8 protein-coding genes and 1 pseudogene are annotated in these 14,605 nt (G+C 42.7%); 2 read left to right on the top strand and 7 right to left on the bottom strand.

What is annotated here, in order from left to right; translation table 11 throughout:
* Positions 1-23 precede the first annotated feature (23 nt).
* From K6V30_RS18445 to K6V30_RS18415, 7 genes and pseudogenes are all read right to left on the bottom strand, one after another.
* Positions 24-1,400, bottom strand: a complete 1,377-nt coding sequence (locus K6V30_RS18445; RefSeq protein ID WP_081030934.1) for an alpha amylase family protein — start codon at positions 1,398-1,400, stop codon at positions 24-26.
* Positions 1,401-1,475: 75 nt separating this feature from the next.
* The gene (locus tag K6V30_RS18440) at positions 1,476-3,143 is read right to left on the bottom strand and encodes a DUF5018 domain-containing protein (protein ID WP_055271124.1); all 1,668 of its coding nucleotides are present in this window, start codon (positions 3,141-3,143) and stop codon (positions 1,476-1,478) included.
* A 16-nt stretch (positions 3,144-3,159) separates the two neighbouring features.
* Positions 3,160-4,791, bottom strand: coding sequence for a RagB/SusD family nutrient uptake outer membrane protein (locus K6V30_RS18435; protein WP_010539478.1), 1,632 nt, complete (start codon positions 4,789-4,791; stop codon positions 3,160-3,162).
* Between the two features lie 13 nt (positions 4,792-4,804).
* On the bottom strand, positions 4,805-7,951 hold the full coding sequence (locus K6V30_RS18430; RefSeq protein WP_055271122.1) for a SusC/RagA family TonB-linked outer membrane protein: 3,147 nt from the start codon (positions 7,949-7,951) through the stop codon (positions 4,805-4,807).
* A gap of 22 nt (positions 7,952-7,973) precedes the next feature.
* Positions 7,974-9,044 carry a DUF4434 domain-containing protein gene (locus K6V30_RS18425; protein ID WP_055271120.1) on the bottom strand — a complete coding sequence of 357 codons (1,071 nt, stop codon included), beginning with the start codon at positions 9,042-9,044 and terminating at the stop codon, positions 7,974-7,976.
* Between the two features lie 21 nt (positions 9,045-9,065).
* The gene (locus K6V30_RS18420) at positions 9,066-10,229 is read right to left on the bottom strand and encodes a n-acyl-d-glucosamine 2-epimerase (protein WP_010539475.1); all 1,164 of its coding nucleotides are present in this window, start codon (positions 10,227-10,229) and stop codon (positions 9,066-9,068) included.
* 120 nt (positions 10,230-10,349) lie between these two features.
* Positions 10,350-10,865 (bottom strand): annotated as a pseudogene (locus K6V30_RS18415) (MFS transporter); the annotation flags it as partial.
* 85 nt (positions 10,866-10,950) lie between these two features.
* On the opposite strand from K6V30_RS18415, the gene K6V30_RS18410 reads away from it, so the two are divergent.
* Entirely contained in the window at positions 10,951-12,585 is a 1,635-nt protein-coding gene (locus K6V30_RS18410) for a sialidase family protein (RefSeq protein WP_055271565.1), read from the top strand.
* The gene (locus K6V30_RS18405; protein ID WP_010537716.1) at positions 12,582-14,594 is read left to right on the top strand and encodes a family 20 glycosylhydrolase; all 2,013 of its coding nucleotides are present in this window, start codon (positions 12,582-12,584) and stop codon (positions 14,592-14,594) included. Before K6V30_RS18410 ends, K6V30_RS18405 begins: the two co-directional genes overlap by 4 nt.
* Positions 14,595-14,605: the final 11 nt, after the last annotated feature.

The following is a 14,605-nucleotide window of genomic DNA, read 5'->3' as shown; positions in this document are numbered from 1 at the left end:
TATATGCTATTCAGTTATTCCTTTTATTTCATCGCAAGTTCGATGCCTTCTTTGGCATATTGCCACTGACCGGCTTTTTTCAAATGAATCATATCAAACAGGAAATATCCGTCACATACGTCCATACAAGCTTTTACAGACTGTACGATTGCTTGGTTTTCTTGTTCCTGGGTTGCCTGATTGTTGGTATCCCAGTTACCTACATCCGGACCTCCGGCTACAATAGGACATTCTCCTTTAATCTTATCTTTCGCCAATGAACAAAATCCTTCCATAGTCCATTCGGTAGTTCCATGTACTTTAAGCGGAGAAGCATAGGCACCGATAAGGATCTGATCCATGCAGGCAGCATAGCCATAATTCATATATTTGCCGGTTGCCCATTTGTAATAACGAGAGGTATCATAAGTGGTAGCAGCCCAGTTAACGCCTACATCATAATAGGAAGAGTACCAACCACCTACGTAAACTCCAAACTTAATTTTAGAGTTGACTTCTTTGACGGCAGTGCGTGCTTTCTGCATAAAGTCATAAATCACTTTTGCGCGGAATTCCAACCACTTAGTCATATATTTAGGATAAGTGGCAGGAAGACTGGAAGCACCCGGTGCCAAAATGTCGTCCGGGTAATTTTGGATTTTTATTCCTCCCATGTAAGCCTCGAATTGCTTACGGGACTCTTCAGAAAAATCGGCTTGCAGATTAAGGAAGCGTCCACGGTCTAAGAAGATACCGTCCAGATCGTAGCTTGCAAGATCTTTCAGTAAGTTACAAAGGAAAGTTTGTACTTCCGGATGGGCAGGATTGAAGAACTTGGCACTTTCACTAGTGTTCATTACACTTGTAATCCCTGTCTGCATGTTCATCTGCGTTGCCCATGCTGCTTTAGACTGATCTCTGTACAAAAGTCCTGTGCCTCCGTCGATCTGATTTCCACCGACAAAAGTATTAATGGCGGCATGGATACGAAGTCCCTGTTTGCGTGCTTCGTCAACGAAGGCTTGCAGGTAGTCCCATGTTGCTGTTCTTTCTACTTTGGTATAGTTGCTTCCGATCCAGGCATACATAAATTTGACCTGATCTACATGATTCGTTTTAAATAAAACATCTCCGGTAGTGGGACGTACATCTACTACAATATCAGTGAAACCGGCATCTTTGGCTAAAGCCAGATCACGGGCTATGTTTTCTTTGCTGTTGGCAAAATCGGGAAAGTTGGCAGCTGCGTCAAGCCAGATATAACGGGGTTTGGAGGCATTAGGATTCTCTGTCGGTTCTTCGTCTCCTCCTCCGCTGGTGTCTCCCCAATAATCTTTTGAATCGCTGCCGCCACATGCCATGCACAAGCAGGCAGCTATTCCTCCTATAAATGCTTTTATTATATTTTTCTTGATATTCATTTTATACGACTTAATAGTTGAAGTAAAAAGCCTGTACCTGAAAGAGGTACAGGCTTTTTGCATAAAGATGGTATTTTACATGTCGATACAGTCACACTGTACGCAACCTACGTATCCATTGCAGAACATAAAGTAAACGTACATATAATAACCGTCATCAGAAACTTTCAAAACTACATCACCACAGTAATTACCGTTCGTATTTCCAAGAATCTTAGAACCATAGTTTCCATTGATTCCCAAACCGGTACTTCCGAAGTCAATAGCCTGAGTAGCTAACGAGCCTGATGAAAGATCGAACAAGTAGATATTATCGGCAGTTCCCCAATTCCATGGATTCACCAGATTTGAAGCTACATATTCCACCTTGTTAAATACTGTATAATCGACAGCATTCGGTACGTAGTTTCCATCAAGTGCCACTCCCTTATTCTTAATTGCATTTGTTTTTCCATCCATCCAGCATAGGTTGCGTGGTTCGGCGTAGAACGTAGTATAATAATCACTGGTCGGATCTGTCGGGTCAGAGTAAATGACATCAGCATTTGTTCCCCATCCGCCTATTCCTTGTGCTGTAATGATGTCCGGAGTCTGTGATTTAAGTACGCCATTCTCTACCTGCCAACGGGCAAACTGACCTGAAGTGGCATAGATAGGAGCAGTAATAATAGCATTACTGTTCAGACTGCCACATACTGACAGTTTTCTGCCCATAGCCAGCGAAGTAGTAAATTCTATGTATTTCTCCGGTGCTTGGTCGACTCCCGAGGCTTTCCATACAGTAAATGCTGGTCCGGCATTTGGAGTCAGATTCGTGAACAGAATATTTCCGTCCTTGTCTGCTGTTGCATAGAAATTTGTCAGACTACCTGCAAAGCTAATGTTCATTGTTCCTGCTTTTTCGCCATTCTTGGCATGCAAGTATACAGGATTCTTCGCACGTTCATTAATGACTACATAGTCATTTGTTACAGCAATACCGGTCGTCATATCGAAGCTGGAGATTCCCATGTCTGTCAGTTTCTTAGCCCAAATAAGTTTAGCACTGTTTGCACGCAAGCCGGCAGCAATCTTTTCAGGGATTTCCTTCTTGACGGTATACGTAGATTTAGTTGTACCGTTTTGCGCAGTCACAGTGACTTTCTGGTCTTGGTCGTAATTCAATGCAACCGTAGTCGGATCAGGTGAGATCGTTGCTCCGTGAGATATTGATACATCTGCTAAAACTTCACCTATACTTTCCAGGCTAATCAGAGAAATAGTTTTGGTACTTTCGTTGATAATACCTGATAATCCCAGACTTGTGAGATTGAATTTCGTGATTGCGCACTCATTACTTTTACGTATTTCTGCTACAACTTTATATTCGGTACTCGTACCGGTCTGATCTTTCACCGTAATATAATTGTCCTTCGTCATATCCATAAATAATAATGTCGGATAAACATATACATTATTATCAAGGTCAGCGATTACACGCATTTTCTTCAAGTCAGATGTTTGCAGAACGTTGTCTGAAAGTTTGGGGTAGTTATACGGAAATACAACTGTAATTATATGATTCGTATAATCTATTTCACTCGTGAAACTATTGTCATCACTGTCGTCATCCGGGAAGGATGCTGTCAAATTGTTGATTATGTTTCGTTCAACAGTCGGATTAAAATCTTCCGGGCTGTGACACGCACTCATACCCATCAGAAACGCAATGACTGAAACGATTGATAATATTTTATTTTTCATTGTATTAAGCTTTTAGTTATTTCCATTCATCATATTGCTCAATTAACGCATTGTTTTTTATCTCAGAGGTCGGTACCGGCAGGACATATAATTTCTGCGGGAATTTACGATCCTGTCCGTCACAATCGATGTATTCGTATGTGCCGTTCGTTATCTTAAGACCATGGCAGCGATAGTTGTTATATTCGATGTGGGCCAGTTTCCAACGGCGCATATCCCAGAATAAATGTCCTTCGTATGCCAATTCTACTTTACGCTCATTACGATAATCTTTGAACCATGCCTCACCACTCGAAGACTTGCCCGGCAAATTCACTCCTGCACGAGCACGAACTCTATTCATTAAAGACTGTGCTTCACCGGTTTTATTAAGCCGGTATGCAGCTTCGGCTTTGTTTAGCAGAACTTCTGCAAAACGGATTTCTACCCATGCCTGTGAACTTTTAGTACCTTTTACATCAATCAGTTTCTCATCCAATAGTTTGCGCAAGAAATAACCAGTGGTTGTTTTTCCATACGAATAAGATTGTTCACGATAAGCCATGAAAGCTCCGTTTGTTCCACCTACACTACAGTCCATGACTTTACCTTTCCATGTACAGCCACGATAGATAATTGTGGCTGCGAAGCGTGGCTCTAGTTGGTCATAAGGAGGTTCTTTTGTGGTAGTGCCATGCCATTCGGTCCAATCTACCTTATTGCCGTTCTTGTCTTCATAAGATTCTACCATTTCCTGAGTAGGAGTACCCAAAGCACCAAAGTCATAACCATCACATTGAGGAACATAATATTGGTCAAAAGTGTGGTTGGGTCCACTGTCTTTATTGTAATCAAATTCCAGAATAGCTTCCTTATTGTTACCTTTCCAAGCATCCGCATAGTTGTCTACCAAATCATACAACTGAAGTTTTTCAACTTCATCGGCTGCATTATAGGCATCTTGCCAACGTTCTGCATATAGCATAGCACGTGATTTCAATGCATAGGCAGCCCCCTTTGTCACCCGGCCTTTATTGGCCGCATCCCATTCTTTTGGCAGGTTGGTAGCTGCAAAGTCCAGATCATCTGCAATGAACTGCCATGTTTCAGCTGCCGTACTCCGTGCTTTATCATTAGAGGCAGGAAGGTCGTCGTAAAGAATAACTCCGCCATGACGTTTAGCTAATTGGAAATAAACGTAAGCACGGAAGAAACGTACTTGGGCTTCCCATTTCAAATTCTTGTCTTCAGGGAATGTTGAGTATTGTTTCTGCATGGACAGGAATTGGTTCATCTGACGGATATTACCGTATGCGAGGTCTTTATCCCAAATATTGTAACGGCATCCATCCGGACTGATAACATCCGGATTGGTGACGTAGTTGTTCGGATGTCCGGCTCTGTCTCCTAAAGCTACCGAACCGTATTTGAATGTCTCAGTCAGACTTTCAGTCAAACTTCCGGAGAACTGTGATTCACCGAACTGACCATATTTGTTCAGATATGTATAGAAAGCATTCACATACTTATCTACATATGCTTCATCTTGCCAAACAATCTCATCACTTACAGTCGATGTCTGTTTGACACCGTCCAGCCAATCATTGCACGAACTGATGGTAAAGCCTAATGCTAGTGCTAATGATATATTTAATAATATCTTTTTCATATACTTCCGTTTTTTAGAATGTTAGTTTTACACCTAGCGTATAAGTTCTCTGTTGCGGGTAATAACCATTGTTTACAGCAGGAGATTCCGGGTCAATGTTGTATTTGGTCAGTCCGCTAAAGGTCAACAGGTTATAGCCTTCAACATAGAGTCTCAGACCTTCTATACCTGCAGGGTTCAGCCATTTCTTCGGGAAATTGTAACCAATTTGTGCAGTCTTCAGGCGCATATAGTTTCCGTTTCTGTACCAGAAGGTAGAAGAGTATCCATTGTTATTACTTGGACCAGTAATTTCCAGGCGTGGAAATTCTGCATTGGTATGTTCCGGAGTCCATGAGTTTTCAACCAGGAATGTCGGTGAGTTTCCTCCATGATAGAAAGGTTTGGTAAATGAGGTATTATCTTGTGTACCCGCAGAACCGCTGGCTGTATACTGACCGGTCAGGGCTACGACATTACCCAATCCCCAAGAGAACAACAAGTCAAAGTCAAATCCTTTCCAATTACCGAATAAGTTCAAAGAACCGGTATGTTTCGGAGTAGCACTTTTACCTACATAACCTTGATCTTGTGCAGCAGTAATGATACCGTCTCCATTTCTATCTACATATTTAATGTATCCCGGCAGGGCTTTATAACCTTTGACGGTAGCCGAATTAGCAATCTCTTCTTCGCTTTGGAACAGTCCATTGGCGATGAAACCGTATTTGGAACCTATTTGCTTTCCTGTCAGACGCTGATATTCAGGAGCATTATCCGAATCACCTACATATTTCAGCCAACGGCCATATGCATAAGACCAGATTAATTTCGCACCATAATTGAATTTGTTGATATGATTATAGTGAGTCAGAGTTAGATCAAATCCTTTATAATCACTTTTATTCACGTTTGCAGAACTGAAATAGTATCCGCCTCTTGAAGGAGCATATGCACCTGTGACTGTAGCCAGTTTGTCATATTCATATTTGTAGAATACATCAAATTCGACACCTAATAATCCGTTCCACATCGTTGCGTCAACGCCGACATTATAATTCAGACATTGAGCCCATGACAAATTAGGATTACCTAATACAGAAGCATACATCATTGTCTGGCTGCTTCCACCAATGATTACGGCATTTTTTGTAATGCCCATCGTATTTCTCCATTGGAAAGCGCTTACGCCACTTGTTGCAGTCTTACCAATACCGGCTCTTAGCTTTAGGTTATTGATCCAGGGTGCGTTGAACCAGTTTTCATTATTGATTCTCCAACCTGCGGAAACACCGGGCAATGTCACCCAACGTTTGTTCATTCCACCAAACAGGTAGCTACCGTCATGACGTAGAGAAGCTTCCAGATAATACTTATCGTCGTAATTATAGTTCACACGTCCTACAAAGCCCGCTACTCTTGTATGTCCGCTATATCCTCCGATGCTCGGGAACTTTTCTGCTCCGTTTCCGGTTTTATTAGTTATCTGGTTAAGTTCATCCAGTTGGATAAAGTCCAGTCCGTAACCGGTTGCGCTCAACGCATTACTCTTATTCTCACGAGTTTCTGCGAGAAACATTCCACCTACGGTATGCTTGCCAAACTTATTATCGTAGGTTACACTTGTTTGTGTAGTAAATGTATATCCTCTGGATGCGGATTCACTCAAACTAATAGAGTTACCGGATGCATCTGTTTCTTTATAATAGGTTAATGAAGTGCTTTCACTTGTTGGAAGGTTCATTATCATCACTTCATAAGGATTACTCAGGATTTTACTGAAGTTATAAGTTAAGTCATAAGCTCCCTGGAATTTGAAACTTAATCCTTTCAGCCATGGTGCGTCATACTTCAAGCTGAAGTTAGCCTGAATATAAGAATAATTGGATTTGCTGTATCCCGATTCGTTGATAGATGCTAACGGAGCTACCGGAGAGGAAGCGGTCGGCGTAGATACATTGTAAGTTTTTCCATCATATTCGTAAGTATCGGGCACATAAGGCAAGGCACGAATAACTTGTTGTGGTACATTATGCCAGTCATCCGGATTAGCGGAATAACGAGGGGAATCTCTTTTCTCAATACGACCGGATACTCCTAATGTGAAGGTAAGACTCTTGGTTAATTTGGCATCGATATTGGAACGAAGGTTTAAACGGTTGTAACCATAATTGTCGATATTACCTTTCTCATCCAGATAACCGATAGATGCGAAGAAACGCACTCTGTCACTACCTCCGGTTGCCGATATATTATGGTGTGTACGAGTACCGGTACCATAGATCTTATCATACCAGTTTGTATTTCCCCAACCATCAACTCCATCTTTCATTTTCTGCACCATTTCTGAGGTAAATACTGTAGGGTCACCTTGTAACTCCCGTGCTTTATTATACCAGTAAGCATATCCGGGACCGTCCAACCACTCTTGTTGTTCCGCATTCTGGCTGAAACCGACCGAACCGGTATAAGTGATAGACATCTTTTCCGCTTTTCCCTGTTTGGTAGTAACGATGAAAACACCGTTGGCATCCAAACCATAAACAGCTACGGCAGAGGCATCTTTCAAGATAGATACAGACTCTATTTCGTTAGGGTCCAAGCCGTTAAAGTCGGCAGACGTACGGCGGATACCATCAATCACATATACAATACCGCTCTGACCGCGCATTGTCAGTGTTGCATTGTCCGATCCCGGCTGACCGCTGGACTGTACGGCTGCAACTCCGGCAATACGTGCACCAACTACGTTACTGATACTCATCGTAGGAGCTTTCAACAATTCTTTGTCGGATACTGTAGATATGGCTCCGGTAATACTGCCACGTTTTTGTGTTCCGTACCCAACTACCACCACTTCGTCCAGTGAAGCAACATCGTCTTTCATGGTTACCGAAATGAAATGCTGACCATTTACTTTGATGTCCTGAGTATTCATACCAACATAAGAGAATATCAATACATCATTATTTCGGGCATTGATACTAAACTTTCCATCCATGTCTGTTATCGTACCACTGGTCGTACCTTTGACGGCTACAGACACTCCTGGCAATGGTTCGCCACCACCATCACTTACTGATCCTTTTATTACGTTTTGTGCGAAACAACTCAATGTGCACATGAACGCAATAAACAATGAGGTCATGAACCTCGGATTCCATTTGATTCTTTTTTTCATTGCATTACAATATTAGATAGGTTTATAGAATAAAGTGTTCACAATATCTTTCATATAGGTGCCCGGCTTGCAGGTAAGCCGAGTTAGGGCTCATGAAATGAGAAAACTCAAATGTGATTGCATTTTCCATTCCAGCTCTTCTCGCAGCATCTAGCTTTAACAGCAGCTTTTCCCATTTGATAGGTAAGAAACGAATAGGCATGTCACGGTCGAAAGATTCGATATTGGTCCAGCATTTCATGTTGTATTTATCTGCCAGTTTCTTATTGATAACCAAATAGTCATATAATTCATGATAATCCACCTGACCATCTTGAAAAGCCATGATATCAACAGCTCCATTGACGTTATTCAATATTTCATCCCATTCTTCCTCATGCTCTTTCACAGACAGTGCTTTGTCGCCTGCCATTACCTGGTCTGTTTTTACTCCGTGTATATAAGGAGAGACCATGGTCGACAGATTCCCGGAAACTGCTTTGGCATGTTTCCCGACTTCTGCATAAATCTTGGACATATTCTTTGTGCGCCGGCTGATTTCTTGTGACAAATACCAGCCCTGGAATGATTTATGATGACCATATTTTTTCCAGACTTCGTCTATCAGTGCCATATTCAGATCTATTTCTTTCTGAAACAGTCCTTCCTGCCAGTACTTTCCGGAGTCATACATTCCAAAGTAAAAAGCCATATTGTATTTATCGGCTAATGTCAGGAACATTTCAACCAAGTCTACAGGGGGATAATAGACATCTTCTTTTCCTAATAAACATTGAAAAGGGGAGGCAATCCATTTGCCGAGACCGGCTCGAATGAGCACAACGGTATTGATTCCCATTTTCTTCATTGCTTTAAAATCCTGATCCCACTCTTTGGTACCCCAGTTCTGATGCGGAATATCCCAGCTTATTTCATCCAGAAAAGTCGCTTTAATAGGCATTCCTTTTAGAGCATCGGGCGTAGCAAACGTCTCGAATGTCTCTTCGTCAGTAGCTACTTTTTTTATAGGAGTGCAAGCTGTCAGAAGCTTGCTGCCTGCTAACAGTGAACATGTGGCAAATGCGGTTTTCAGAAAATTACGTCGTCCATCCATAGTGTTGTTATTAATTTAGGATTATAAACTTTCCAGTGTTTTCCAGCACTGATACAGCCCTCTCGGTACGTGGAAGCATCCTTTCCATTTTCCGCCTTTGAGTGGCAGCAACACTTCACCTTGCCGATTCAGATAACCGAACCATTCCGGATATTCCGAGTCTTTGAAATGTGTCCATGTATAGTCATGCACCTTCTCAAACCATTCCAGACATCTTTTATCTCCGGTCAACCGGTAACCTTTCAGTAAGGAGATCAGTGTCTCGATATGCACCCACCAAAGTTTCTGATCCCATTCCAATTGCTGGGGAGGACAACCGTTACGGTCCATAAAGTAATAGATGCCGCCACATTGCTTGTCCCAACCATAATCAAGCATTGTTAAGGTGGTTAACATTGCTTGTTGTACCAGCTCCGGTCGGTTCAGCCGTTGCCCCAGATCCATGATAAACCACATCGCCTCAATAGCATGTCCGGGAGTTACCTGACGGCCTTCGAAGCAGTCAACCAGATTACCGTCCACATCCACATTCTCAACGATGATGCCACCCAGCTCCGGACGGCAGAACACGTCCATCACCTCATGAATACAGGTCTCCATTGTCTGCTCCAGATAACCGGCAGGCAGCAGATGCTCAATCTCCAATGCCAGATTACAGAGAATCATCGGGAGTGCGAAGTTCTTCAGATTACGTGTGCCCGGATGGAGCTTGTTCCATTTGCCTTTAGGGTTGTCAACTTTGGACAAAATTATCTCAAAAGTCTTCTTGGCTATGTCCGCATACTCTTGATTTCCAGTTGCAAGACTTAACTGACCAAAGGCCATCGTGGCAAACGTATATGAAAAAATATTATACGGTTCTACCAGTGGTCTACCCGAACGGTCCAGTGAAAAATACCAGTTAAACTGCCCGTCATGTCCGTATTTCTTTAAAAACTCACCACCCTGAACGGCACAATCGAGCCATTCCTGTCGTTTCTCTACTTTGTTGTAAAGCATGGAGAACATCCACACCTCACGTCCCTGCAACCAGATGAACTTATCCGTATCGAAAACCTTCCCTTCACGGTCCAGGCAGCTGAAATAACCGCCAGACTCATGATCCTGGGAATGGTCGAGCCAGAAAGGAAGGACGTTTTCCAGCAGCTCATCCCGGTATTGATTCGCTAATTTCTTAAAATCCATAATATTGTTTTTATTATAGATAGGTACAGAGGCACGGCAGGCAGGGAAACGTTTTTTTGAATGGCCATACAAAAACCGCCTGTGGCCCCTCTATACTTCTCAGTTGTTAGTTTATTGTTATTAAGGTCTTTTTTCCCGCTGTTCCGAACCGGTCCAGTATCTTTCAATTTCTTCCAGCGACTTTCCGGTGGTTTCCGGCACAAGTTTCCAGACAATCAGCATATAAGGCACGCACATGACGGCGAACAGGAAGAATGTTCCGGCGGGGGTAAGGTTCTGGAGCATCCATGGAGTGAGCTGTCCGATCAGGTACGTCCCGATCCACAAGGCAAATCCTGCAATGGACATGGCCAGTCCGCGCACCTTGGTGGGATACATCTCCGAGAGGAGCACGAATACCACGGCGCAGATGGAAACGGCACAGCAGAATACATAGAACAGGAAGAAGATGAGCAGGAAGAGGCTGGATACTCCCAGGCTTTCGCCGAAAAGAAAGTAAGCACCGATCAGGAGAAGGGAAAAGACCATGCCCGATACGCCGTAGTAAACCAGTTTCTTACGTCCCACTTTGTCGATGATGACAAGCGCCAGAACGGTGGTCAAGGTGTTAACTAGTCCTACGAGAACTTGGTAAAAATTGCAAGTTTGTAGCTTTGTTTGTTAAATATATGCTGAGAAAATCTTATCTTTGTCATCGTTATACTAACTAATACCCCCATTTATGAAAAGAAATCATTATTTACTTACCCTTGTTCTCTTGATAGGGTGCTCCCTTTATGTGAAAGCCTCAGACACAGTTTTTGTCCATCAGACACAAATTCCTATTTTAATTGAGCGGCAGGACAATGTATTGTTCTACTTTCGTTTAGATGCAAAAGAAAGCCGGATGATGGATGAGATCGTTCTTGATTTTGGCAAGAGTGTGAATTTGTCGGATGTACAGGCCGTTAAACTCTATTATGGAGGTACAGAAGCTTTACAAGATAGAGGAAAGAAAAGGTTTGCACCGGTCGATTATATATCCAGTCATCGTCCGGGAGGAACATTGGCAGCGATACCATCTTATTCAATTAAATGTGCGGAAGTACAGAAACCTTCTGCGAAAGTCGTATTGAAGAGTCATTATAAGTTATTTCCGGGTGTTAATTTCTTTTGGATCAGTTTACAGATGAAACCCGAAGCTTCTCTTTTCACGAAAATAAGTTCCGAACTCCAGTCGGTAAAGATAGATGGCAAAGAAGCTGTTTGTAAAGAACGGTCACCGAAAGATATAATTCACCGGATGGCTGTCGGTGTTCGGCATGCCGGTGATGATGGCTCAGCTTCTTTCCGCATTCCCGGATTGGTCACTTCCAATAAAGGAACACTGCTTGGCGTATATGATGTTCGTTATAATAGCAGTGTCGATCTGCAAGAATATGTAGATGTCGGTTTGAGTCGTAGCACGGATGGCGGCAAAACATGGGAGAAGATGAGACTGCCTCTTTCGTTTGGTGAGTACGATGGTTTGCCTGCTGCGCAGAATGGAGTAGGGGACCCTTCTATTCTGGTAGATACCCAAACGAATACAATATGGGTTGTTGCGGCATGGACACACGGCATGGGTAATCAGCGTGCCTGGTGGAGTTCTCATCCCGGGATGGATATGTATAAAACGGCACAATTGGTTATGGCAAAAAGTACGGATGACGGTAAGACTTGGTCGAAGCCGATTAATATAACCGATCAGGTAAAAGATCCTTCCTGGTATTTCTTGCTTCAGGGACCGGGACGGGGAATCACGATGAGTGACGGAACTTTAGTATTTCCTACTCAGTTTATCGATTCTACCCGTATACCTAATGCCGGAATCATGTATAGTAAAGACAGAGGAAAAACGTGGAAGATGCACAATCTGGCACGTACCAATACAACCGAAGCGCAAGTGGTAGAAATAGAGCCCGGAGTGCTGATGCTGAATATGCGGGATAACCGTGGAGGAAGCCGTGCCGTAGCAATTACAAAAGACTTAGGAAAGACATGGACAGAACATCCTTCCTCTCGAAAGGCACTGCAGGAGCCTGTGTGTATGGCAAGTTTGATTCATGTTGGAGTTAAAGATAATGTACTTAATAAGGATATTCTTTTATTCTCGAATCCGAATACTACCAAAGGACGTAATCATATAACTATTAAAGCAAGTCTGGACGGAGGAGTGACCTGGCTTCCCGAACATCAGTTAATGCTGGATGAAGGAGAAGGCTGGGGATATAGCTGTCTGACAATGATCGATCGGGAGACTATTGGCATCTTATATGAAAGCAGTGCAGCTCATATGACATTCCAAGCGGTGAAACTGAAAGATCTGATTCGATGAGAAGTCTTCGAATCTTTTTAGGAATTGCATTTTTATTCCATACATTATATATATTGGGAGCAGGTCAGTTGCATCTGCTTCCCCAACCTCAGCAATGTATTTTGGCAAAAGGATATTTTGTCATGGGTAAAATGCGGCTTTCTACTCCTGTGCTTTCACAGGAATGGAAGCAGTTTGTGACAGAGATGGGAGGTACTTTGGCCGATCAGTCGGCATCCTCCATAAATATAAAACTGATTGACACGATTGAAAATATACCTGTCAATCAGGAAGAGGCTTATCGTCTGACTATTACTCCAAAGACTATTACGGTAGAGGCTGTAGCAGAGCGTGGCGTATATTGGGCGATGCAGACACTTTTTCAATTGAAAGAAGCGGGTGGAAGAAGAAATCGTTTGCAATGTTGTACGATCACTGACTGGCCGGCTTTCCGGATTAGAGGTTTCATGCAGGATGTAGGACGCAGCTACTTGTCTGTAGAGGAACTGAAGCGTGAGATAGCTATATTATCCCGGTTTAAAATCAATACTTTTCACTGGCATTTAACGGAGAATCAGGCATGGCGTTTGGAAAGTAAAATTTTTCCAATGCTGAACGATAGTATCAATATGACTCGTATGGCGGGCAAATATTACACGTTGGAAGAAGCCAAAGACTTGGTAGCTTTCTGTAAGGCCCATCAGGTACTATTGATTCCGGAGATTGATATGCCCGGGCATAGTGCGGCATTTATTCGTACTTTCCGTCATGATATGCAAAGCCCGGAAGGAATGAAAATATTGAAGCTTCTGTTGGATGAGGTCTGTGAAACATTTGATGTTCCCTATATCCATATTGGTACAGATGAGGTGCAGTTTACCAATCCACAGTTTGTCCCTGAAATGGTGGCTTATGTCCGTAACAAAGGAAAGAAAGTGATTTCCTGGAATCCCGGATGGAAGTATAAGGCAGGTGAAATTGACATGATGCAGCTTTGGAGTTATCGGGGAAAAGCCCGGCAAGGTACTCCGGCCATTGATTCCCGTTTCCATTATCTGAATCATTTTGATACGTTCGGTGATATTATTGCATTGTATAATAGTCGTATTTATAATGCGGATATGGGAAGTGATGATCTTGCGGGAGTTATTATGGGCATCTGGAATGATCGTTTGATAGATAAGGAATGGAATATGATTCTGGAGAATAACTTTTACCCGAATATGTTGGCGATTGCAGAACGTGCGTGGCGGGGAGGAGGAACTGAATATTTTGATAAGCAGGGAACAATTCTTCCTGCGGATGAGAAGTCGGAAGTCTTTAGCAACTTTAAGGACTTCGAAAGTCGTATGTTATGGTATAAAGAGCACATGTTTAAAGGATATCCATTTGCCTACGTCAAACAGACTAATGTAAAATGGAATATTACAGATGCTTTTCCAAATGAAGGAGATCTGACTAAAGTGTTTCCACCGGAAGAGGAGTTGAAAGATTCATATATTTATGAAGGAAAACACTACGGAGTACGTCCTGCCATAGGAGCTGGTATTTATCTTCGACATGTCTGGGGCAAAATAGTACCGGCTTTTTATAAAGATCCGCAGGAAAATCATACAGCTTATGCCTATACGTATGTTTATTCTCCTAAAGCACAGGAGGTAGGTCTATGGGCAGAATTTCAGAACTATGGACGTTCGGAGAATGATCTGCCTCCATTACCGGGGAAATGGGATTATAAAGAAAGCCGTATTTGGATTAATAATCAGGAGATATTACCTCCGGTATGGTCTGCTACTCATCGGGTGAAAAATTCGGAGACAGCTTTAGGAAATGAAAATTGTGTGGCTCGTCCGCCGCTACAGGTTCATTTGAATAAGGGCTGGAATAAGGTATTGCTGAAACTGCCTGTCGGTAAATTCTCGATGAATGAAGTACGATTGGTGAAATGGATGTTTACTACGGTATTTGTTACTCTTGACGGAGAAAAGGCTGTGGAAGGACTGATCTATTCTCCGGAGAAGAAATTGTAAAAGCTTACGTT

Source organism: Bacteroides faecis, from assembly GCF_020091505.1.
In the GTDB taxonomy this organism is placed as follows: domain Bacteria; phylum Bacteroidota; class Bacteroidia; order Bacteroidales; family Bacteroidaceae; genus Bacteroides; species Bacteroides faecis.
The sequence above is the reverse complement of the archived record's forward strand: the minus strand, read 5'-3'. Positions and strand labels throughout refer to the sequence as shown.

What these genes read in the sequence shown, in the direction of transcription:
- K6V30_RS18420 (WP_010539475.1), bottom strand. Translation starts at nt 10,229, where the DNA reads ATGGATTTTAAGAAATTAGCGAATCAATACCGGGATGAGCTGCTGGAA.
- K6V30_RS18445 (WP_081030934.1), bottom strand. Translation starts at nt 1,400, where the DNA reads ATGAATATCAAGAAAAATATAATAAAAGCATTTATAGGAGGAATAGCT.
- K6V30_RS18440 (WP_055271124.1), bottom strand. Translation starts at nt 3,143, where the DNA reads ATGAAAAATAAAATATTATCAATCGTTTCAGTCATTGCGTTTCTGATG.
- K6V30_RS18430 (WP_055271122.1), bottom strand. Translation starts at nt 7,951, where the DNA reads ATGAAAAAAAGAATCAAATGGAATCCGAGGTTCATGACCTCATTGTTT.
- K6V30_RS18425 (WP_055271120.1), bottom strand. Translation starts at nt 9,044, where the DNA reads ATGGATGGACGACGTAATTTTCTGAAAACCGCATTTGCCACATGTTCA.
- K6V30_RS18410 (WP_055271565.1), top strand. Translation starts at nt 10,951, where the DNA reads ATGAAAAGAAATCATTATTTACTTACCCTTGTTCTCTTGATAGGGTGC.
- K6V30_RS18435 (WP_010539478.1), bottom strand. Translation starts at nt 4,791, where the DNA reads ATGAAAAAGATATTATTAAATATATCATTAGCACTAGCATTAGGCTTT.
- K6V30_RS18405 (WP_010537716.1), top strand. Translation starts at nt 12,582, where the DNA reads ATGAGAAGTCTTCGAATCTTTTTAGGAATTGCATTTTTATTCCATACA.